14 protein-coding genes are annotated in these 21,099 nt (G+C 61.5%); 3 read left to right on the plus strand and 11 right to left on the minus strand.

The annotated features are described in order from the left end of the window. Nucleotide 1: 1 nt before the first annotated feature. The 11 genes from RUH75_RS13215 to RUH75_RS13265 all read right to left on the minus strand — a co-directional run bounded on the left by RUH75_RS13215 (nt 2) and on the right by RUH75_RS13265 (nt 17,554). A complete protein-coding gene (locus RUH75_RS13215) occupies nt 2–949 on the minus strand; it encodes a zincin-like metallopeptidase domain-containing protein (RefSeq protein WP_313806640.1) in 948 nt (315 codons plus the stop codon). Nucleotides 950–1,032: 83 nt separating this feature from the next. After that, the gene (locus RUH75_RS13220; protein WP_313806642.1) at nt 1,033–3,117 is read right to left on the minus strand and encodes a ParB/RepB/Spo0J family partition protein; all 2,085 of its coding nucleotides are present in this window, start codon (nt 3,115–3,117) and stop codon (nt 1,033–1,035) included. 82 nt (nt 3,118–3,199) lie between these two features. Continuing rightward, nucleotides 3,200–7,441 carry a CHAT domain-containing protein gene (locus tag RUH75_RS13225; RefSeq protein ID WP_313806644.1) on the minus strand — a complete coding sequence of 1,414 codons (4,242 nt, stop codon included), beginning with the start codon at nt 7,439–7,441 and terminating at the stop codon, nt 3,200–3,202. Nucleotides 7,442–7,790: 349 nt separating this feature from the next. Beyond that, nucleotides 7,791–8,258, minus strand: coding sequence for a PIN domain-containing protein (locus RUH75_RS13230; protein WP_313806646.1), 468 nt, complete (start codon nt 8,256–8,258; stop codon nt 7,791–7,793). Next, a complete protein-coding gene (locus tag RUH75_RS13235) occupies nt 8,255–8,485 on the minus strand; it encodes a type II toxin-antitoxin system prevent-host-death family antitoxin (RefSeq protein WP_313806648.1) in 231 nt (76 codons plus the stop codon). The genes RUH75_RS13230 and RUH75_RS13235 overlap by 4 nt, the downstream gene beginning before the upstream one ends. A 275-nt stretch (nt 8,486–8,760) precedes the next feature. Then, nucleotides 8,761–10,563 (minus strand): strawberry notch C-terminal domain-containing protein, encoded by a 1,803-nt coding sequence (locus RUH75_RS13240; protein ID WP_313806680.1) that lies wholly within the window; start codon nt 10,561–10,563, stop codon nt 8,761–8,763. Between the two features lie 376 nt (nt 10,564–10,939). Further along, nucleotides 10,940–11,944: a tyrosine-type recombinase/integrase gene (locus RUH75_RS13245; RefSeq protein ID WP_313806650.1), complete on the minus strand. Its 1,005-nt coding sequence runs from the start codon at nt 11,942–11,944 to the stop codon at nt 10,940–10,942. Next, on the minus strand, nt 11,941–13,296 hold the full coding sequence (locus RUH75_RS13250; protein ID WP_313806652.1) for a tyrosine-type recombinase/integrase: 1,356 nt from the start codon (nt 13,294–13,296) through the stop codon (nt 11,941–11,943). The genes RUH75_RS13245 and RUH75_RS13250 overlap by 4 nt, the downstream gene beginning before the upstream one ends. Then, nucleotides 13,293–14,525 (minus strand): site-specific integrase, encoded by a 1,233-nt coding sequence (locus RUH75_RS13255; protein ID WP_313806654.1) that lies wholly within the window; start codon nt 14,523–14,525, stop codon nt 13,293–13,295. The genes RUH75_RS13250 and RUH75_RS13255 overlap by 4 nt, the downstream gene beginning before the upstream one ends. Nucleotides 14,526–14,678: 153 nt before the next feature. Next, nucleotides 14,679–16,811 carry a strawberry notch-like NTP hydrolase domain-containing protein gene (locus RUH75_RS13260; protein ID WP_313806657.1) on the minus strand — a complete coding sequence of 711 codons (2,133 nt, stop codon included), beginning with the start codon at nt 16,809–16,811 and terminating at the stop codon, nt 14,679–14,681. Between the two features lie 80 nt (nt 16,812–16,891). Further along, nucleotides 16,892–17,554 carry a toprim domain-containing protein gene (locus tag RUH75_RS13265; protein WP_313806659.1) on the minus strand — a complete coding sequence of 221 codons (663 nt, stop codon included), beginning with the start codon at nt 17,552–17,554 and terminating at the stop codon, nt 16,892–16,894. A gap of 324 nt (nt 17,555–17,878) precedes the next feature. Here RUH75_RS13265 and RUH75_RS13270 point away from each other — a divergent pair, with 324 nt between their 5' ends. The 3 genes from RUH75_RS13270 to RUH75_RS13280 all read left to right on the plus strand — a co-directional run bounded on the left by RUH75_RS13270 (nt 17,879) and on the right by RUH75_RS13280 (nt 21,090). Next, nucleotides 17,879–19,135 carry a Fic family protein gene (locus RUH75_RS13270; protein ID WP_313806661.1) on the plus strand — a complete coding sequence of 419 codons (1,257 nt, stop codon included), beginning with the start codon at nt 17,879–17,881 and terminating at the stop codon, nt 19,133–19,135. 532 nt (nt 19,136–19,667) lie between these two features. Continuing rightward, entirely contained in the window at nt 19,668–20,354 is a 687-nt protein-coding gene (locus RUH75_RS13275; protein WP_313806663.1) for a hypothetical protein, read from the plus strand. Next, nucleotides 20,347–21,090, plus strand: coding sequence for an RES family NAD+ phosphorylase (locus tag RUH75_RS13280; protein ID WP_313806665.1), 744 nt, complete (start codon nt 20,347–20,349; stop codon nt 21,088–21,090). Before RUH75_RS13275 ends, RUH75_RS13280 begins: the two co-directional genes overlap by 8 nt. Nucleotides 21,091–21,099: the final 9 nt, after the last annotated feature.

Consider the following 21,099-nt stretch of genomic DNA (forward strand, 5'->3'; position numbering starts at 1 on the left):
ATCAGGCGGCCAGCGCGGCCGGGTGGTGCGCAGCGGTGGCCGTAGGTTCAGAGATCTCTTTCGCGCTTTCGCTGAATTGACGGAGATAGTTGAAGGCCTGCTCGGCCTTGGACGCCGCGTGGATGATGGCGGTGGTGTCCGCTTTCAAAACCGAAATCCACTGGCCCACATAACTTGCATGACTATCATGCAGTTCATTGGGTAGTCCAAGATCAGCGCAAATCAGACCCGATCCGATTTCGGCTACGAGTTCTTCGAAACTATAGGCCTTATCGCCAAATCTCTTCCCGAATATTCTTGCCAGTCGGGATGATGAACCAGACCAGTGGAGAGTTTCATGCGCGCGAACACTGGCATAATAATCCATGGACTTGAATGAGCGCGGATGAGGAAGCTGAATATAGTCCCGCGACGGATTATAATAGGCTTCATTGCCGCCATGGCGGACATCAGCGGGTATCGCCTTGAAGAAGCGATCGATCTCAGCCTGCCGTGCCGACGGATCGATGGGCGTGTCCGGCAGGACCGGTGGATAGTAGAAATCCGGCAGACCATCGACCTGATCGCAATTATAAACGATATAGTGGCGCAGGAAGCGAAACTTGCGATCCCGCTCCTCTCGGGTCGCGGGATCATTCTCCCTTTTGGTAAAAGCCGAATAATAGACGGAGAGCGAACCGGACTCACCGGACCGCACATTGCCACGCAGCTCCTCGGCTTGCCGGCGGGTCATCCAGAAGCGCGAGCGATAGCCGCAGGCGTCCGCGATTGCCCAGAGATAAAGATTATTGATGCCGGTGTACGGCGTGCCGCAATGACGCAGCGGTCGGCCACCGGCGCCAGTGACCGCCCAGGGCCGTTTCCAGGGCGCCACACCCTCTTCCAGCTTGCGGATGATGAGCGCGGTGATTTCTGCCGCGACCTCGCGGCTTGTCTTCTTGGGCGCCATGGCCGTTCCCCTAAGGTGCGAGGCGTTGACCCGCCGACGGGTCGATCGTGCCGGCGGGTCGTCGGGAGAGAAGGGGCGATCGATCAGGCCGCTTCAGCCGCCTCGTCCACCACTTCTTCTTCGGCGGGCTCATCGACCGTGTCGGCTTGTCCGGTTTTGTCGTTCCGTTCGTCGGCGTCGGGGTTCTGGGCCTCGACCGGATCGGCTGGCTCGACGCTGTCGGCAGTGGTGTCGCGGAAGCGCATGATGTCCGGAACCCAGGCGAGAGCCGCTTCCTTCACCTCCGGCTCGACGATCGACTCCCCAGCGAACAGCTTGTGGCAGCTCGCGGAGATTTCCGGCTTCTTGAGCGTCGCATGACGCGCCATGACGGCCGGTCCCCCGACCTCATTGAGCAGCGCCAGCGTCGAAGCCTTGGGAATGCGGTCGAAATAATTTTCCGACGTCGGCCGCCACCAATGGGCGGAGTCGATTTCGAGTATGGTACCGAGCCGATCGTGGAGAGGCACCTGCTCGTTGCGATATCCGGCCTTGGCCTCCAGCGACATCGCTACCGCGAAAGCAAGCCATGCCGCTCTGCTGTCATCATCCAGGGCGCGGAACGCCTCGAAGCGGTCGATGACCGACTTGTGATCCTTCCATGCGACATTGAGGCCGTCATGGGCTTCGGCAAGATAGTCACGGGCATGCGAACTAGGCACCGCACCCGAAACAGGATCCTGCGGCTTGCCGGCCCGAATGGTCGAGCCGACCGGATCTGATCCGTAGCCCCGCTCGTCGACCATGCAGAAGATCGCATAGTCGAGCGCCAATGCTGGTTCGGCAAGGAGGGCCGCCGCCAATATGTCGCGGCGCTGCATCGCGAGTTCATCATAGAGACGGGCGCTGAGCGGCTTACCGCCCGGCGCGACATTTTCCGGCGGAAGACTGGGCGCCGGGGAGGCCCCGCCCCCGCCTGAGAGGCTGGTTCCCTCGCTGCCATCGCCGGCGTCCGTCCCTTCCTCGGCCTCGGTCCGGATGGGCTGCTCGCTATAATAGCAGCTGTCGAGCTTCATCGCGCCGTCGGGCTGGAGGGTGAGGAAGAGGCCGACCAACGGCTTATAGGCGTCGGGCAGGATAGGCGCGCGATTGTCGATTTCCTGCCACTCGGCAAAAAGCGCGTCATCTTCGCTGTTGAGCGTATCATAGGCTTCTTCGGCCAGATCCTCATCTTCGAGCTCGGTTTCGATCTCCTCGCGGCGCACCTCGATCGCCTGAAGACGCTCGGCCTGTTCCAGGGTCAGTTCGGGCTGCGGCAGATGGACGCGGTACAGTCCATGCGCCGCGCTATGGGTATAGCTGCTGGCAATCGGCCGGATCCAGGCAAGGCCGCTTTCTTCGCCGAGGCGCGCGGCTTCGTCTTCCATGATCTGGCCGGCGAGACGGTGGGCAATTTCCGGGTCGATCCAGCGGTCGCCATTTTCGCTGAAGAGATCGCGGTCGATCCCTCCGCCTTCCGCCTCGTAGCGCTCATGCCCAACAAGAATGGCGATCGCATCGCTGGCGTTCATCGTCTCGTTGCTGATGGCGCGGCGGATGGTATCGGCCGAGGTGTAGGCGATATTGTAGCTGTCCCAGACGAGCAGTTGCTTGTCGCGATTTTCGGTCGAAGCGAAGGCCTTAGCCATATCGAGCGTAATCTCGCCTTCGCTGAGAGCGGTGAAGATTGGTTCGGCAAGCGAGGCGAGCCGAAGGCGGCCTTCCACGAAACGCCGGGTGACACCGAAGCGTTTCGCGACACCGTCGATATCGCCGCTCGTGCCGATGAAATGCTGGAAGGCCCGGCATTCTTCGGCCGGCGTCATCCGCAACTGCTGGAAATTGGCCGCGGTCGAGGTTTCGGTGAGCGTCGCTTCGTCGCCCTGGAGAACCTTCACCGGCACATCATAGGCGCCCGCATCGATGTCACCCTGTTCGGCGAGCAGCATGAGCGCGCGCAGCCGGCGGCCGCCGTCGAAGACCTCAAAGGTGCCGCGGGGTTTCTTCGCGGGCGTGACCAGCAGATTCTGGAGAACGCCGCGCGCGTCGATATCGGCGGCCAATTGCGGGATCTGAAGCTGGTCATCGGGCCGCTTACGCACATTGATGGGGGAAAGGCGGAGCTTGGAGAGCTTGATGGAATCGATCACAGGGGTAACTCCTTCTGGCATCCGGTTCAGCCCGGACACCCTCCCCGCTCCCCCTTCCCTTTCTCCTACATGCCGGCTGCCGTTAGTCGTGGGATGCGACGAGAATGAAGGGACCCCAAGCGCGCGGATGCTTCCAACTTTCTTGCCATCCGGGCACCGAAGCGCCGTCAACCGTATGGCCGGTACGCACCGCCATCATCGCCTCGCGTAACGCGCGCGCGGGTGTCAACGACGGATCCGCAGTGCGGCGCGCCGCCATGATGGTAACAAGCGCGGCTGTGGCGTCGTCGAGCACACTCCAGCGCGATGCGATCACCGTGTCAGCCCCTGCCACCAAAAAGGCGCGCGCCAGCGCGGAAAGGGAATCGCTTCCCGGGCCGCCACTGGCCGACGCCGTATTGCAGGCGGACAATAGAACCTGCCGCGCGGCGAGGTCGAACCGCGCTACTTCGGAGGCCAGGAGCAAGCCATCATCATCCTGGCTGGCGTGAAGGGGAGGCGTGAGGACCAGGCCGGGCTCGGACAAGCCGTCGAGATTTCCGGGAAGCAATCCATGCGTCGCGAAGGAAATCATGTCGGCCCTCGCCAGGCGGCCCTCACCCCTTAAGCGCTTTTCGGTTGCACGGCCCCCTGTAATGAGATGCGCATCGTGAAACCGGAGGGCGTGGGCGAGCCCTTCAAGTTCCCGCTGCGTCCCCGGCAAAGGGCTAAGCGCCGCGATCGCATCGACATCGGCAAGATAGCTGCCCTGCGTTGTGCCTTGCGCCGTGATGTTGCCGAGCCCGGATGATGCCGGCCTCTTGCCCTGAAGGAGCGGATTGCCGATCCCAAGGAAAGAACCGCGTAGCGCGGCGGCCCGCATCACCGGCGACGGCGTCAATATGTCGGCCGAAGGCAATTGAACGACGGCGACCCGATCGACCAGCCATTGGACGCCCGCCATTCTGGACGGATCGAAAGCATCGTCCGTGGATGAGCGAACCAGCGGGAGAATGGCGAGCGGCAGATCGGCTGTATGACCCTGCTGGACGGCATAGAGCGTGTCGAGACCATCAAGGCCGGCAGCCACGGGGGTCAATATCGCCTCGCTGATCCGCGCCGCGGCGGACAGGTCGAACGGATCGATCGCTTCCAACGGATAATCGACACGCGCGAGATCGGCGTCGATTGCAGAGAGTTCGGCTTCGCTGCAGAAAGTCATGTCGAGCATGCAGCGGAGACGCGCAGTGTCGCGTACCAGAAGGGATGCCCTGCCAGGCGCGAAAAGAAGGTGGGGTCCCGAAGCGCTGACCAACATGGCCGCGAGATCTCGATCATCGCCGCCGATAAGGTAAAGGCCCTGCCGGTCGCCCAATCGCTTCAGGGCGTCTCCGAGCGGTAGGGGATCGTCGGCGGCGATTTCCCGATAGCGGGGCAATGCCGCGCGAAGCTGGGCATCGAGCGTCGCCATGACATCCCGAACCGTCGATTGACGGGTCAGCAGCGCCGATAGGTCGCCATCTGAGGAACCGGCCAGCGAAGAAAAATACAGGCGGCCCAATGCATCATGCTCGCGCTCCGCACGCCGAAATTCGAGAAAGAGCAACGAAACCCTTTTGTCCTTCGCAGATTCTGCCAGCGAACGAAGAAGATTGCGGCGCATCGCGATCGCCGCAGGTGACCGCTCGGCTTCCTGAAGTGCCCTGAAGGCTTCGTCGGCAATCGCCGGATCGAGCGGCTTCCCATGCTGCTGCACCGTCGCGGCCGCTGCGACGAGACCTATGAACGCGCGCCGGAGCTCGGGATCGGCCAACCCGACCCACGCCCCGTCGCCAAGAGCTGCACGGCGAGCCCGTGCAATGGCAACGGCCTCGCGTGCAAAGGCAAGCGCCCGTGTCGCGCAATCTTCATCTCCGCGTGCCAGATAGTAGCGCACGGCATCGTTGCGGATCTCCATGCCGCCGAGGCTACCATCCTGCTGTTGCGCCGAGGCCAGAGCAAGCGCGGCCGTGAGCGCAGCGTCGGCAGCCGGATCGCCGGTGGCGATGAGCGTATGGGCCAGCAGGCGGTGCGCCCGGGCAATCATGGGATGACCGGCAGGCAGCGCCTCTTCGGCGATCTCGACCGCGCGCGCGGCGATATCCTGTGGTCGGCGGCCCGTCGCATCAAGCGACGACGCCATGGTGGCCAATTGGGCATCGGAAAAGGCCGTACCGCCGAACTCGATCGCATCGAGCAGAATCCCGATCGAGGGCGTTTCGACATTGGAGACAAAATTCACACTGGTGACCAGATCAGCAAATTCCTCCGACCCTGCGGACGTCTCGCCGAGTGCCATATGGGCGCGCGCAAGCAAACGGGCCGGCTCGTGAAGTTCGTAGACTGTGTAGGCCGGATCGATGACATCGCGGGAATCAAGCCGGTCTTCCTCGGCACGCGTCGCCTTGAGAATGTCCACGGCGTCGCGCACCCGCCCCGCATCGAGTGCCGCTTCGGCGAGGCGGCGCAACGCCCGTGCCAGCATATAATTATCTCCGCCAAGGGTGCGCAGCTTAGCTGTGGTCTGACGGAGAATGGACTCGGCCTCGGACGTCTGACGAAGCGATATCAGAACCGCAGCCAGATCGGACTGCGCCGCCATAGCGTCGCGTTCGTTCGGCCCCGCCAACGCGGCACGTAGCCGTGCGGCCGATCGGGCATGGTCCTCGGCCTCGGCAAGTCGTCCCAACCCGATGAGGCTTTTCGCCAGACCGGCATGGAGCACAGCCGCTGCTGGGCTTTCCCGGCCCGCCAAGTCGTCGAGCGATGCCGTCTCGATAGTTGCCGCGTCGGAGAAGCGCTTGTCGCGCCGGGCGAGATCGGCCTCATAGGCGGCGATGATCCCCGGCTCGACCCACGCGCCCTCTCCCATGCCAAGTCCGTCGGCCCGGGTCGCGCCGCCCCCGACATCGTCGACATAGCCGCTGCGCAATCCTTCCTCGATCGCAAGTTCAAGCCCTCGCAACGAGATTCCGTCAAGCGGGCTGTTTTCCAGATTGAGGATAGCATCGCGCGAACCATAATATCGATCCTCGGCCTCGTCAGTTCCACGCGCTGCGCGCGCGCGGTAAAGCGAAGCGAGCCGATAGGCGTCATCCTCATCTGCTGTCTGATAAGCGAGTTGCTGGACAGCGCGCCGCAGCGGCTCGAGCCCGCCCGTTCCGCCGCTGAGTGTCAACATCGCTCCCTGGACGAGACGTGCGCGTGCCAGAAGGGGGTCGGTCGGGGCCGCGCTCTGCTCCAATGCTGTCGCCAAGGCCGACGCGCGGGCGAGGTCCTCCGGCGATGGACGGGGAACGGCTTCGCGCCCCGGTTTGAGGCGTGCGATCGCTTCCGACAGGAAGGCCGCATCGGCAGGCTCCAGGCGAACCGGTTCGATCCGCCGCATCTTCCCGGTAACCGGGTCCCAGGCGAAGGCATCCTCCTTGCAGTCGCCCTCTTCAGAACGGCAATCGATCGCAAGAACGGGGCGGGCATTCGAAACATCGAGGAAGACGTTGCTCGCGGTGATGGAGGCAGCCCGCTCCAGGCCTTCATCGCGCTCGAGCCAGAGCGTGGTGGGAACAGCCGGGCCTTCTTCAACACCATCGACCGAGCAATAAGCGCTCTGGCCGACCAGCCAGTCCAGACGACCGTCGCCATCGAAATCGGCGATCCGGTCGGCAGAGAAGCGGACGGGCTTCGCCGACCGCCGATAGCGTTTGCACGCGGCCTCGGCTTCCTGCAAAGCCGGAAGCAGGGACGGCGGGATCGGCGATGGGGTCTCGGTCTGCGCAATCGGCTCAATCATTGAAAATCCATAACGGCGGGCTGCCGTTCCCGAGAGCATCGCGTTGACGAAACGGCGATTTGCCTGATCCCACCGAAAACCCAAAACACATTCGGTTTCGCTGTGACCAGTGCAATTGCCACCATGAATGGACGGGCGGAGCAATGCGGCACCGGCCGAATCGTGCTGGAGCTTCATTGTCAGGAATTGTCGGCGCAGGGCCAGATCGAACCCGCCCTCGGGACGTGAAACATGGACCTCGTTGGGACAGCCTCCGGTGCCGCACATTGCCGCGACAAGATATTCGACGCGCCAGTCGGGGGTTCCGTCCGCGTTAACATCGAGGGGAATGATCGACACCGCCTCGTCGGGCGAGAGTTTGCGAACCGCTTCCCGCCGCTTTTCAGGGAGCGAGGCGTAATAGTCCTCGACCATTTTGTCGGCGTGGGCGCGAATTTCGGAAGGGATAGGCGGCGTTTGCGCGAAACACGGTGCGGCAATCAGCGCCAGCATCATGATCGCCGTCCTGAATGGCATTGGCTGTTCCCCCTCGCGTGCAGGGAAGGCCTGCCTCCTACCGTCAGGCTTACCGCGCCTTGCATCCCCATTCTGAGAACTGCGACGCAGATCGCGGCGCAGGTCCAGGATGGGCCTGCTTAGTCTTCGGAACCAAGACAAAGCAGGGTGCTTACCATGACGCAAGTTGAAACGAGTGATGCAGTAGCCACCCTCCAGAGACCATTGGTCCGCTGCGGAACAGCGGCTTTAACAACCAGCGACCCATTAAACCGTCATACTCGAGGGAGGCTGCCGCGTCTTTCGGCTGCCCGCTGCCGAACCTCCACCTCCTAAGCCCCCAAGTGACATTCAGGCGCGGCGAGTTCCCTTAGTGGGTTGGCTCAATAAGCACGGCAAGTTTGGAATGCAAAGTATCCCGCAGCGGATTGACAACCGTCAGCCCGCGCGTCACGAAGCCATCCTGCATGTCTTCGGACAGCAACAAAGCGCAGCCAGCCTCTGCCGCGGCGGTCACGATCAACGCGTCCCAAAACTGTAACTTATGATTGACGACCAGATCAGCGGCGGCAAGTGCAGTTCTGGTTTCCGATGCCGAACTGCCGAAAGCTTGGGCAAATTCGAGAAGTATTGCGCGCGCCTCTTCTGCGCTGGCGCCCCCCCGGCGCAGCACGACAAAAAGTTCGCCCAGCGATTGGGTAGGAGCAACGAGGCTGACCTCATCACTGAGCCGTCCGATCATATTTCGGACCAACTCGATCTTGGCGTCATCACGCGCGTCACGACTGACCCCGGCGAGATACGCCAGGATATTAGTATCCAGAGCGACGCGGGTCATTCGTAAAGATCGTCACGCGACCAGTTACCTGCATGGCGGACGGGCAGACCAGCGACAAAATTCAGCAGGTGCTGTATCGAGCGCTGCTCGCGAACCCGATCAACGGGCAGCACGCGCGCCACCGCTCGTCCGCGTGACATGACTGTGAAGCTCTCGCCCTCGGACACCTCGCGTAGGAGTTCCGAGAAACGCTGATTGGCATCGCTGGCGCTGATTGCTCGTTCCATAGAGATCGACTTAGTGGATAACACTAAATTTTACAAGAGGGAGTTGGCATCGCCGGATGTGCCAAGTGCTCAAGCATCACCAGCCATAACCATCTCTCGGGGGTGCGCGCAGTGCAGTGGTGTAACTTTGCCGGCGTAGCGATGGCGTGGATTATCTCTAACCATGACATTCGCTCAGCCCAACCCCCTGCCCCCCGCCCGCCATGATGCCGATGTGCAGCCGACCAACAGTCGAGTGCCGAGCTCTGGTTGCGGGGGTTGTCCAGGTCCACGAACTATGTCCGATCAGTGAGCCGCCCCAGTATGGCTTCTGCATCGGCCACCGGCAGAAATACCCGCGTGCGGAACTGGATGATCTCCGTGAAGGCACCCCGGGATTTGAGCCAGGGCAACTGGGCCGCGGGCACGCCCACCAATTCGATACGCGGCTTGCCGTTCACGATCGCCCGCTTGAGGGTCATCGCGAAAGGACGGACAAGGTCGACGCTCCGGCCCGACAGAACCGATTTCGCAATCTGGTCGGCCGGGAGATTGTCGGCACGATCAACGCCAAGCTTTGTGTAGAGGTGGGCGACATGCTCATCATAGACCATGCGGCCGAGCCAGGATCGACCATCAGCCGTGGCAATGCGATTGACGATCAGATGATCACTCGGCAGCGCGGACCAGATGGGCAGCAGCAATCCGGTCGCAATACGGATGGTCTCGCGTTCCAGCGTCTGGGCCGCTTCCTCGGCCTCGGCCGCCCAGCGCTTGGAAAACTCTTCCCGTGAGATGGGTTTCCAGGCAGTTTCGAACATGTCCGCGACCCGCTGATACTCGCGGCGGGTGGGCCGCATGAGTTCGACGCGAGGAATGGGCGTGCCGTCCTTCTCTTCCATCAGCGATCGCGCCTGCACCTGCAGCGCCACCTTGCCGGACTTGCCGTTGATGAGAAACTCGGATTTGTCGTCCCCGTCGGCGATCCGCAGGATGCGCTCCAGCGACACCGGCGTTCGGCGCCTCGCAACCTCGATGGTGAGCAGATGCGAGGTCGCGCCGCTCAGCGGATCGGTGCGCAGCACGGTATCTTCAAGGATGGTGGCGTCATCGACCAGCATGGTTTCGACGCCGACATCGAGCCGCCCCGCGTCGCGCGCCGCGGTGACACGGGTTTCGACCAGCGTCAGGAACTCGTCGAAAATCCGGTTCTGAAGATCGATGGGTAGCGCGAGCAGGCGATTGAGCCAACGCTGGATCGGCGGCAGGTCCTCCTTCAATATGCCGTCCTTGTCGGTCAGTTCGAGACCGGTCAGCACCTCGAACTCGGTGAAGCTAACGCTCTGGAGTCTGCCGTTCACGAGCAGGTGGAACCAGCTGGTCAGCGCGGCACAGGCATATTCGCTCTCCAGATTGTCGGCTGGATCGAACAGGTTCTGGCCGCCGGTCTGGCGCTGGCCGCGCGTGAGCGCGCCAAGGCTATCAAGCCGCCGGGCGATCGTACTGGTGAAACGCAGTTCGCCCTTGCAGTCGGTCGTGACCGGCCGGAACAAAGGGGAGCTCGCCTGGTGTGTACGATGCGTTCGGCCGAGGCCCTGGATCGCCCGATCGGCGCGCCACCCCGGTTCGAGCAGAAAATGAACGCGCTGCTCCTGGTTCACCACGTCGAGCGAAGCATGATAGGAGCGGCCGGTGCCGCCGGCGTCGGAAAAGACCAGGACGCGCTTGGTTCCCGCCATAAAAGCTGCTGCGTCGGCCTGGGACGAACGGGTGGATCGGCTTTCCAGCTTTTGTGCGCCACCGCCGGTCGATACCAGCCGCTTGGTCCGCCCAGTGACCTCTGCGACATGGTCATGGCCGAAATGCTCCAGAAGGCCATCAAGTGCGGATGCGATCGGCGGAAGCGCACAGATATGTTCGATGAGCCTGGCGCGCGCGGCTTCGGCATGCGGATTATAGACAGGGTTACCATGATCATCGGTCATCGGCTCCGATCGGGGGGTGCCGGTATCGTCGGTGAAGACTCGCATCTGCCGCGTCGGAAAGGCGCGTTCGAGGTAATCCACCATGAAGTCGACCGGAGACAGGTCCAAACTCATCTCCGCCCGCTCATCAGGGCTGAGCGCTCCAAGGCGGCGGTCGAGAATAGACTCCGCCGTGGTGACAAGCTGCAGCACCACGGACTGACCCTGGCGCAAATGCTGATCGGCCGCTGCGATCACAGTCGGCAATTTCATCGAGAGAAGCACTTGGCCGAAGAAGCGCTGCACCGTGCTGTGCAGGCGCGACCGCGCCGCGGCCTTGGCGCCGCTATTGAGGGTCGTGTTCTCGATACCGTCAACGACGCCGGTCTGTTCGAGCGCCGCCTCCATGTTGCGATGGATGACCGATTATCGCGAGGAAACGGTAATGCGAAGGAACGCGGCGTAGGCCCCCTGTGTCTGGGAGGACGACCACTGCTTCCTTCGCATTATTTCACAGGGTATCTAACCACTCCATCAGATCGGCATCCCGCTTCCATGATGGTGGAAGGCTGCTCGCCGCCGGCGCGCCTACTTGCTCCAGCGCCTTTCGTTTGGTTTCGAGATTGGCTTGCGCATAGTGGTTCGTAGTGTCGAGGCTGACGTGCCCGAGCCAGCTCCGGATGACGGTGATATCGACTCCTGCGGCGACGAGGTGAACGGCCGTCGCATGTCGGAAGCTGTGAGGCGTCACGTGTTTTGACCGAAGGGTCGGCACGGATTTCGCGGCCTCTTCCACATACGCGCTGAGTTTGAACCGCACTCCCGAGGCGCCCAGTGGCTCACCGTATCGGTTGACGAAGATGCGCTCATCGGGCGCACGAGGTTGCCGCTCCAACAACTTACTGAGCAACGCCGTGGTTTCCGGCCAGAGCGGACAGATGCGTTCCTTGCGCCCTTTGCCGTACAGACGCACGAAGTTCGGGGCCTCGAACCGGATCGCTTTGGGGCAGATGTCGAGCGCCTCCTGGATACGCGCCCCGGTGTTGTACAGGAACGAGAGCAGCACTTGGTCGCGCATCCCCTGCAGTGTCGATCGGTCGGGTTGGGCAAGGATGGCCCCGACCTCCTCTGGTTCGAGATAGCAAGGCGCGGAGGTGGGCTCCCTCTTCAATGGAACAGTCAGGATGGCCACGCACTGTGCGATATATTCTGGGTCCTTGTCCGCCACAAAGGTGTAGAAGCTACGGATCGCAGCAAGCCGGCAGTTTCGTGTGCCGATCGTAGCCCCGCGTCCTTGTTCGGTATGATGGAGGAACGCGCGAACCTCGCTGGCCGTGATGTCTACCAGCGTCAGCCGTGCGACCCCGCAGCCTTTTTGCTCAGCAATGAACCGCAGGAACAGCCTCCAAGTATCCCGATACGAGCGGATTGTATGGATCGACGCACTGCGCTGCTCAGCCAGCCATTCTTGGAAGAAGGCCCGCAACAATGCGGGCAGCGGATTGCCTTTCATCATGGCTGAACCTCCAGGGCAAGGCGCGGGGCGCCGAACGCGCGGAACCGTTCGCTGGCCTCCTGCATCAGTTCCTGCGTGACCGTGATGTACACCAGCGTGGAGTGAAGATCCCGATGGCCCATGTAGGTCGAGAGGAAGGGCAGCTTGTCCTGGGGATTGATGCCAGATCGATACCACTGCAGGATTCGGTTCACCACCATAGAGTGACGCAGGTCGTGAACACGCGGTCCCGTTCGCCCGGAAGCGGGCTTGAGTCCGGCGCGGCGCATAACGTTTGTGATCATGGTCGTAACCACCCCAGAGGTGTAGCGGTCATTGCGGTGCGCATGCCAGAACAGCCCGGATTGCAGGTCCTGAGGGCCGCCAGCGCGCCGCCTTGCATTGATGTAGGCGCGCAGCTCGGCCACGACGCTGCCTGCTAACGGCAAGATTCTGGTCTTATAGAACTTCGTTTCTCGGATCGTGATCGTGCCTGACTGTAGGTCGACGTCACCCAGATCGAGGCAGGCGATCTCGCTGCGCCGTAACCCGGCACAGTATGCCAGAACGATCATGGTGTAGAGGGTCAATGGCCGCAGGGGAGCATCCGGTGATGGGTAGGATCGCGCGGTATCGAGCATATGCCGAACGTCGACCGGACTGAAGATATGCGGCCGTCTGTGCTCACGCGCCACTTCCCGCTCGGGCCGGGGATTGAAGCGTTTCGGCGGGATGGTTGGATCGAGGCGGAACCGCGCATTGGTAAGGATGCGCCCCAGTTTTTGGCATTCCGCCGCGTGATTGCGGGTCGGCTTGGCGGCGGCCCACCTCGTGAGCATCGCCTCAAGTGGCTTCTCTGCAAGGTCGGGCTGGGCCTGAAGGAACCGATCGAACCGCAGCAGCCAGTGAGCCTGCGTTTCATATTGGTATCCCCGACTACGCATTAGCAGGACATGGTTGCGCATGAAGTCCCCCAATACACTGCCGAAGGGAGCGGGCCGTTGTAAAGCGGCCAAAGCCTCTTCAGGATTTGGCGAAGCCAGGGCCCTCCAGATCGGCTTGCTTTGTTTTACGTTGTACTGATGGCGAAGCGCGGCAACGGGATTATTGGTGATCAGCCCGATTTCGACGAGGTAGTCGAGGAAGCGGTCGACAATGCAGACCTGATTGAGCAACGTCGGTAATCGCCAACGTTTTTCCATTTCCCTCAGCCAGGCGTGGAGCATCTGCCGGTCAACCGCTGGATGACGCTGGGCTTCATCCTCGAAGCTGCGAAGGAACCAGCGATACGTGGGCCTGCTTCCCGGCCGGAACTGCGATTTCTCTAGGAAGGCGTTAACGACGGTGCAGTCGGGATCGTGCCACGCGCTCATGACAACACCTCCGATCCAGGTACATCGAGCGCCACGGCTCGAAGATCAGCTGTGGCCAGCTTGAGATAGGCATTGGTGGATTCGGTGGATCGATGTCCGAGCACGTCGCCGATAATCTTTTGCGGGACTGAAGCGCGCAAGAGCTCGACGGCCCGTGCGTGGCGGAAGACATGCGGCCCTCGTTTTCCCGGCGGCTCGACGCCTGCGGCTGACAACCGCCCGCGGATCATGCCGTACAGGTTTTTCATTGCGATGTAGGGAGCACAGGTCCGGATGAAGATTTCCCGCCCCTCGACCCGAGGCCGCCCACAACGTAGATATTCGAGGATCGCTTCACCGGCAGGCATCAATAGCGGCATATAGGAGTACGCATTGGTCTTGGTGTGACGGATGCGCAGGGATTCTGCGCGCCAGTTCACGTCTTCGATCCGAAGACGGCAGATTTCACCTTGGCGAAGGCCATATATGGCAAGCAGTTGCAGTATCGCATAATCGCGTAATCCTCGCGACGACCTGTCCTTCATTGTCTCCGCCAGCACTGCGGCGATTTCACTCCTTTCCAGCGTCGACGGCACATTTTCATAGGCATAGAGCATGGGTCCGATGATGTGCGGTGTCAGATCGATCGGGATGCGTCCTGTCTGATGCAAATAGCGCACGGCCGAGCGGAGGCGCTCGGCGACGTCGGCTAATGATCTTCGCCGTAAGCCAGACGCGCGCATGTCCATGTAAAGATCGACATCCACGACGCTTAATGCCTGAAGACTTGCAGCGCCGCCGCGGTCGAATTGCCAACGTAGGAAGTTTCGCGCCTCCCACATGAGCGCGGCAATGCTCGCGATTGCCAGGCCACGTTCTTCACGTAACCAAGTCTCGTATTCGCGGCAGATTACATGCCGATGCTCGGCATCGGGACCGATCATCTCAGCCTCAGGCGGCCATTTGCCTTGAGCAAGCCGGAGTAATCGGCTGATCGCGGCGCGTGGTATCATATGCCAGCGCGAACTTGGCACCCTACCATACCGGGCTTGGAAGCGCTGGGTTGCGTGGCAAAAGTACTGATCAACCTGCACCGGCGTTACCGTTCCCACGGGCATGTCGCGCTCGATCAGATAATCGAGAAAGGCGCCCGCGTAGAGACGATAATTGGCTACGACCACCGGGTTGTAATTCTGCTCCGAAAGCAAATTCGAGAGCTCGGCGATCAACTCGTCGTGCGTCTTCAACATGATTGTCTCCTCAGCTGGTTCAGAGACCACAGAGGTTCGCAATCAAAATAATGCGTAGCAATATTGCACAAACAACACGGTTTTACGCGCCTACGCCGCGTTCCTTCGCATTACCGTTTCCTCGCGATAATCGGTCTAATGCGCAGCTGTGCATTAGATGGCCCACGCCGAGCTATAGGTATCGTAGATCTCGATCTGCGCCGGGGTCAGGCTGTGCTTGAGCACATCATATTCAACGCCGGCGAAGCTCAGCGCCCGGCAAAGGTAGAGGCCCATGGCCTTGAGATCCCGCGCCACCAGTTCCATAGCGGCGATCCCGCCCTGACGGATGTCGGTGATGAACCGCTCGCGATCGGCGAAGGCCGTTTCTGGCCCCCAGAGCCCCAGGCGCACCGCGTAGGCGAGATTGTTGACCTCGGAAGCGCCGGTGGCCGACGCATAGAGGACGCGCGCGAGCGGCAGATGGTTCTGGAGCTGAACGCCGCATATTCCCTGCTGCGATCCGGCCTTGGCGCCAAGCGCCCCCTCCCCGCCTGCGACGCCACCCATCTCATGGGCTTCATCGAAGGCGATGACGCCTTTAAACTCTCCCCCTGCCCACTCAATGATTTGCCGCAAGCGGCTATGATCGGATCGCATCGAGCGGAGGGTCGGGTAGGTGACGAACAACACCCCATCCTGGAGCGTGATGGGCTCATCGATCTTCCAGTTGTTGATCGGCTGGATATCGGCCGCGACGCCACCGAGCGCGGTCCAGTCGCGGCGCGCGTCTTCGAGTAGCGGCTCATTCTTGGTGACCCAGATGTTGCGGCGACGGCCGGCGAGCCAATTATCCAGGATGCAGGCGGCGACCTGCCTCCCCTTCCCTGCCCCGGTGCCGTCGCCCAGGAAAAAGCCCTTGCGATAGCGGTTGCCATCTTCGGCGATGACAAGGCCAACGCCCTCCTTGTCGGGCCTGGAGCGTCCCGGCAGGAATTGCGACCAGGCGTGGCCCGCATAGACGACGGTTTCGAGCTGGGAGGCCGAGAGCAGTCGTTCCGTCACCGTCCGCTCGGGCAAATGCGGGACGTAGCTTGGGATCGGCGCCGGGATAGACCCCATGGCGATCGACTCCACCAGTGCGGTCGGATGCTCGCCGGCGGACGCGAAGGCAATGCGGCTTGGCCGATAGGGGAGATAGATGCCGGTCTGTTCGAGCAGCGGCGCCGGGATCTCGAGCGACGTGTATTCCACCGGCAGGACTTCGTTCTTCACCGGCGCATGCCAGGTGCGCGGCGCAGGCTTGCTGCTTTTGACCGCGCGGAACAGGGAGATACCCACGCTGCGTTTGGGCGCGGGGGCCGTGACGGTCCGAGCCTCCGAGCGCGCAGCAACCGTGCAGCAATCAAGGAAATCCGCGACCGAGGCGCGCTGAATGGTCGATGGAAATGTTCCGCCGGGCACCTTGTCGATCACGAACAGCCTGACGGCGATCGATGTGCCATGCTTGGTGTAGCATTTCTCGAGGCGCAGCGACGTTCGCACGCTGGTATCGCGCAGGGTGGTTTCGAACTGATCGCGCATCCGGCCATTAGTGCTGAACCAGTCAGGCATGATCGCGACCATCCTGCCGCCGGGGCGGAGCATGCGAAGGGCTGCCTGGAGATGGCGGACAGCAGCATAGGCGTCTGCGCCGCGCCCCAGCGAACGTGCGAAAGGCGGATTGATGAGGATAAGTGTCGGTCGCTCGATCGACGCGAGGGTGGAATTGAGCGTCGCCCCGTCATGGCCGGTGATGCTGGCATGGGGGAATGCGGAGGCGAGCCGAGCGCAGCGGGCCGGATCCAGTTCGTTGAGATACAGCGCTTCATGGGGACCGCACTGGGCGATCAGCAGGCCGTTGCCCGCGCTCGGTTCCAGGATGATGTCGTCGGGCTGCACATTGGCGAGGACCACGGCCAGTGCGGCGATATCGACGGGGGTGGAGAATTGCTGCCAGGCAATCTGTTCCTCGCTGCGCACCGTCTGGGTGGGCAAGCGGTCAGCCAAGGTGACGGCGGATCGCACTTCGGCCAGCGATGTCGGCGGGGTCGACTGCCGCACCAGATGCAGCGCCAGCGCATGTTCCAGCATTTCGAAGCTGTCACGCTGGGTCCAGCGGCCGTCGGCATCGCTTCCGCCGAAGGCTTGGACCATGGCATTATTGAGGTGGCGACGTGTTATCGGTTCATTGCCTTCAAGATGGCGGCAGAGCAGGTCTGCGGCCTCGCGGTCGGCGCGGGCGGTCGCCTCGAACAGGTCGGTCATGAAGATCTCCGAAGGTTGGCTGCCCTCCCGGCAGCGGCACCTTCTCCCGATCCCCCTCCCCTTTTCTGTCCCGGACCGTATCAGCCAGGAAGGTTCGCCCCCTGCTCCATGCGGGCGGCGAGAAGCTCGGCCCAATCGCCGAAATTGGTGGACGGCGGCGCATGGTGGATGGCGAGACGCGGCCGCGCATAGCGCTGAGCGGCCACGTTGGCGGCACGGAGGCCCTCAGGATCATTATCGTGGGCGAGCATCAGGATTTCGACATGATCAGGGATGATCAGCTGATCAAATCGGCGCGCGCCAAAGGATGCCCAGCATGGAATGTTGCGCAGCAAAGTGAAGGCGCGGGCGTCTTCGAAGCCTTCGGCAATACCCAGGATCCGACGGGGATATCCACCCTGCCAGGCACCATGCCTGGGCGTGCCCAGCATCGCCTTGTGCGTGTAGTCAGCCGTCGCCGGATCGAGGAATATTCGCTGGATCGCCGTCAGCTGCCGTCGCTCGCGAACTGCGACCAGCAAAGCGGGTAGGAACTGGGTGTGAGGTTTGGGCAGATAGGGACAGCGCGGATGATAACGGACGTCCGGCGGGATCGTGGTGAAGTGACGCCGCGCAAGATGGCGCTGGCCGAGCGTGTTGCGGACGTCCACGGCCTCGTTCCAGACGCGAACCGCGTTGCCGGTGCCTGCCCGGTTTGTTGTTTCAGGCGGCGTTCCGCGCTGGGTGATGCGAACTCGGGCCAATTCTCGAAGAACGTCCTCACGGCTGCAGCCGGCAAAGCAGGTGACCAATATGCCTCGATCGCCCTGGCGAAGGGATAGGCTCGGATTATTGTCGGCATGGGCCGGGCACCGGCACATGGCAACAGGACCGTGCCACCTGCCGCCAAGGGCCTGGACCAGATCGACGAGTTCCTGGGACGGTTTATGCGCAATGAGGGACATAAGCATTACTCCTGCCTATGCCCCTCCCCCTCTTCTCTCATCCGGCCTCGCCACGGCCATGGCACCTCCTATTCGCGCGGGCTTATTTTCCGATGCTGATGACTGATAACCCTAAATAAGAGCATGCTGCGGGCTTTCTTATTAAGGTTTTTTGATATAAACCTGAATATGAAGTCTTCCGTGGAGCCCTTATTCAGGTTAATAAACCGCAACGATCTCAGCCATGTCGTAAGGGAGCGGCTTGAACGCTATCCCGCCCCCTATGACAATCATTACGGCGTGGTGCCAATGGCTCCGCCGGAAACCGGCATATCGCTCGGCTCGACCGCGCATCGGCTGACCGCGGCCATCGGCGCGATCGCGCAAGTCGACCATCTCGTCCAGTCGATCGAGGACCCCTACTATATAGGGCGAATCCTTGTCAGGCAGGAGGCCGTCAGCAGCTCCTCGATTGAAGGCACCAATTCCACTCTTGACGAACTACTTGGTATTGAAGAGCAAATTGAAGAGGATCGCGCTGAAGCCCTGCAGGTGCGCGACTATGCCGCTTTGCTCGAGCGCATCGTGCCGGTGGCGCGCGCTCATGGATCGGAAATATTCGACCTTGACCTGATCCGAGAAATCCATCGTGAGGTCATGATGCACGACCCCGATTATCGCGACATACCGGGAGAACTGCGCACCTGCGTCGTCTGGATCGGCGGCATTCGGAATATCGCCCGGTCGACCTATAACCCGGCGCCCCCTGCTCATGTCGCCCCCACCCTCGCCCATTGCCTCGCCTATCTCAGGGACGAAGGCATGCAAGCAATGGCGCAGTCAGTCGTAGAGAGGATGGCGATTGCGCATGCTCACTTCGAGGCAGTCCATCCGTTCCGCGACTGCAACGGCCGCGTCGGACGACTGCTCATGCCACTGGTTATGGCTGCTAATGGCCACGCTCCGCTTTATCTCTCTCCCTATATTGAAGCGCATAAGGCTGGCTATGTGGAGGCGCTCAAGGCTGCGCAACAGCGGCTCGAATGGGCCGATATCGTTGGCTTCATGTCTGATGCCATCGTTGGGACGGTTGCTGAGCTCCATACCACGCGGGCAGCGCTTTCCGCGCTGAGCGATCGCTGGAAGGTTCGCCGCCGCTTTCGGGCTGGCGCCGCTTCTACTCGCGCGCTCGACCTGCTCCCGAGCTATCCGATGATCACCGCCAATCGGTTCGCGGATATGCTTGGCGTTTCGTTCCCATCGGCAACCGTGGCAATTGAACAGTTGCTGGACGCTGACATATTGCGAGAGCGCACAGGCTATCGCCGCAATCGTGTTTTTGTCGCGCATGAGGCGCTGCGGATAATCAATCGACCATTCGGTGCAGAGCCGGAGATGTGAATGCAGGTCGGCGAGAGTCTGATGCCGTTTGATCAGCACCAGCGGAGTATCGGACGACTCCGGCGCAGCAGGACTGAGGTGGCTTCAGCGCGGTTAGGCCGCCGTCAGCGCAATCTCCTAGTGCATGAATGAAGGGGGCCGCATCGCGGCCATGGCGCGCATTTGCGGGCGAAGGGCAAGTTCGGGTTGGATGCAAATAGCTTCTACGCAATCCCCACGAAGGAGCGCGTCGATGGCCTTTCGTGCCTCTGTCTGTGACCGATGGAATGGATAGCCGGCGTCGTTCGACGTCCTCATTATGCCCTCTCCTACGAGTCGTTGGACGGGGATCATAGGTCCAGCAGGCGCCATGTCGAAGCATTATTCGTAAGGGTGTCGGCGACGATTTCCACCGTCTCGCGCACGTGAGCGATGAGCGTTCCCGAGTAGCGGCTACGACTGCCTAAGAAACCAAACTGGCTCGGTCACAGCGCACCATTGAATATTAAGATTATCACTATATATTGATAACCGAAATATTCGAATGGAACGGATGATGTCATCGGTCCCCAATAGCGAACTGGCCAGTCTCGGCATTGAGGCGCTGGCCGGTTCTGTGCATGAAATCCGCGAGCGGCTGAAGGGGGCAGACGATGACCAGATCGTTGCGCTCAAGCTCGACCATGACAGCAAGCGGATTACCGCGGCATTTGCAGAGGCGGTCCGCCTCATCGCGCCGATGATCGTGCGCAAGATCGCTGATCAGGAAAATGCGACGCTCGAAAAGCTGGTCGACGCCCTTGTCCCACAGGTTCCATTGCCCGAGCACCTGCTGACCGAAGCAAGGATGAACGCCGAGGCGCGCAAGGTAGTTCTGGAAAGCGCAGAGTGGCTGAGCGCTGCTCAACTATCAGAGATTGCTGGTTTTAGTGGACAAAATGCCAGCGCGCAGCCCAACAAGTGGAAGCGCGAGGGCAAGATCTTCGCCTTGCGGCGCAATGGTAGCGACTATTATCCTGGTTATGGCCTCGATGCAGATGCCAGCTATCGGCCTGTCAAACAGCTCGCGCCGATCCTGAAGCTGTTCGGCGATGCTTTGGAAGATTGGGATATCGCGATCTGGTTCGCATCGGCAAACAGCTTCCTCGGTGGCGTCGCGCCAAAGGATCTTTTGGCGAGCGCGCCTGACCGCGTGCTTGCGGCGGCCGAAGACGAGATGGCAGGGGTGCTGCATGGGTAAGGCCAAACGTCCGGCCACCCCAAAATCCAGCAAGTCCACCGCTCCTGATGTCCCGACAGCTACCGGCGCGGCTGCCGGCATTGGTGCGACGTGGTTGATCACGGCACCGCCGTCGGACCTCAATAAGTTGGTGAAGCGGACAAGCTGGGAATCTGGCGAGATCATTCATCGTGTCCATCCAGATGTGTACACAGCGGATCAGTTTAATCCCGGCCTCAACGGGAATGCGCGGTTCAGTCCGATCTGTGATGCCGCCGGCAATCCGATCCCAACCATCTATGGCGGCACGACCTTCGAGTGTGCGGTGATGGAAACTGTCTTCCACGATGTCCCCTTTGCAGCGGGCCTGAAGACAGTCGCCAGGCGGAAGATCCGGCATCACCATTATTCGCAGCTCATTTCAGCTGCCGAGCTGACGCTCGCCAACCTCAGCAATAAGGCCCTGCGGAAGCTCGGTATCCCGCGCGTCGACCTGATCGACACGGAAAAGGATCTCTACCCGCAGACGCGAAAATGGGCCGAGGCGATTCATGCCCAATGCCTCGACGTGCAAGGTTTATGCTGGGTGTCTCGCCAGGACCACACTGCTCAGGCGATCATCCTCTTTGGGGACCGGCTTGCGCCGGGTCTTTTGAGCCTTACCGCGCCATCGGTTGACCTTGTCGGAGATGACGCGACTTATGCGGGAGCCGTCAAATTGGCCGACGACATAGGGGTGAAGATTATCGGCAAATAAGCTGCCGCT

Source organism: Sphingobium sp., from assembly GCF_032153725.1.
Lineage (GTDB): Bacteria > Pseudomonadota > Alphaproteobacteria > Sphingomonadales > Sphingomonadaceae > Sphingobium.

What these genes read in the sequence shown, in the direction of transcription:
- RUH75_RS13215 (WP_313806640.1), bottom strand. Translation starts at nt 949, where the DNA reads ATGGCGCCCAAGAAGACAAGCCGCGAGGTCGCGGCAGAAATCACCGCG.
- RUH75_RS13225 (WP_313806644.1), bottom strand. Translation starts at nt 7,441, where the DNA reads ATGCCATTCAGGACGGCGATCATGATGCTGGCGCTGATTGCCGCACCG.
- RUH75_RS13230 (WP_313806646.1), bottom strand. Translation starts at nt 8,258, where the DNA reads ATGACCCGCGTCGCTCTGGATACTAATATCCTGGCGTATCTCGCCGGG.
- RUH75_RS13235 (WP_313806648.1), bottom strand. Translation starts at nt 8,485, where the DNA reads ATGGAACGAGCAATCAGCGCCAGCGATGCCAATCAGCGTTTCTCGGAA.
- RUH75_RS13240 (WP_313806680.1), bottom strand. Translation starts at nt 10,563, where the DNA reads ATGAGTTTGGACCTGTCTCCGGTCGACTTCATGGTGGATTACCTCGAA.
- RUH75_RS13245 (WP_313806650.1), bottom strand. Translation starts at nt 11,944, where the DNA reads ATGATGAAAGGCAATCCGCTGCCCGCATTGTTGCGGGCCTTCTTCCAA.
- RUH75_RS13250 (WP_313806652.1), bottom strand. Translation starts at nt 13,296, where the DNA reads ATGAGCGCGTGGCACGATCCCGACTGCACCGTCGTTAACGCCTTCCTA.
- RUH75_RS13255 (WP_313806654.1), bottom strand. Translation starts at nt 14,525, where the DNA reads ATGTTGAAGACGCACGACGAGTTGATCGCCGAGCTCTCGAATTTGCTT.
- RUH75_RS13260 (WP_313806657.1), bottom strand. Translation starts at nt 16,811, where the DNA reads ATGACCGACCTGTTCGAGGCGACCGCCCGCGCCGACCGCGAGGCCGCA.
- RUH75_RS13270 (WP_313806661.1), top strand. Translation starts at nt 17,879, where the DNA reads ATGCTGCGGGCTTTCTTATTAAGGTTTTTTGATATAAACCTGAATATG.
- RUH75_RS13275 (WP_313806663.1), top strand. Translation starts at nt 19,668, where the DNA reads ATGATGTCATCGGTCCCCAATAGCGAACTGGCCAGTCTCGGCATTGAG.
- RUH75_RS13280 (WP_313806665.1), top strand. Translation starts at nt 20,347, where the DNA reads ATGGGTAAGGCCAAACGTCCGGCCACCCCAAAATCCAGCAAGTCCACC.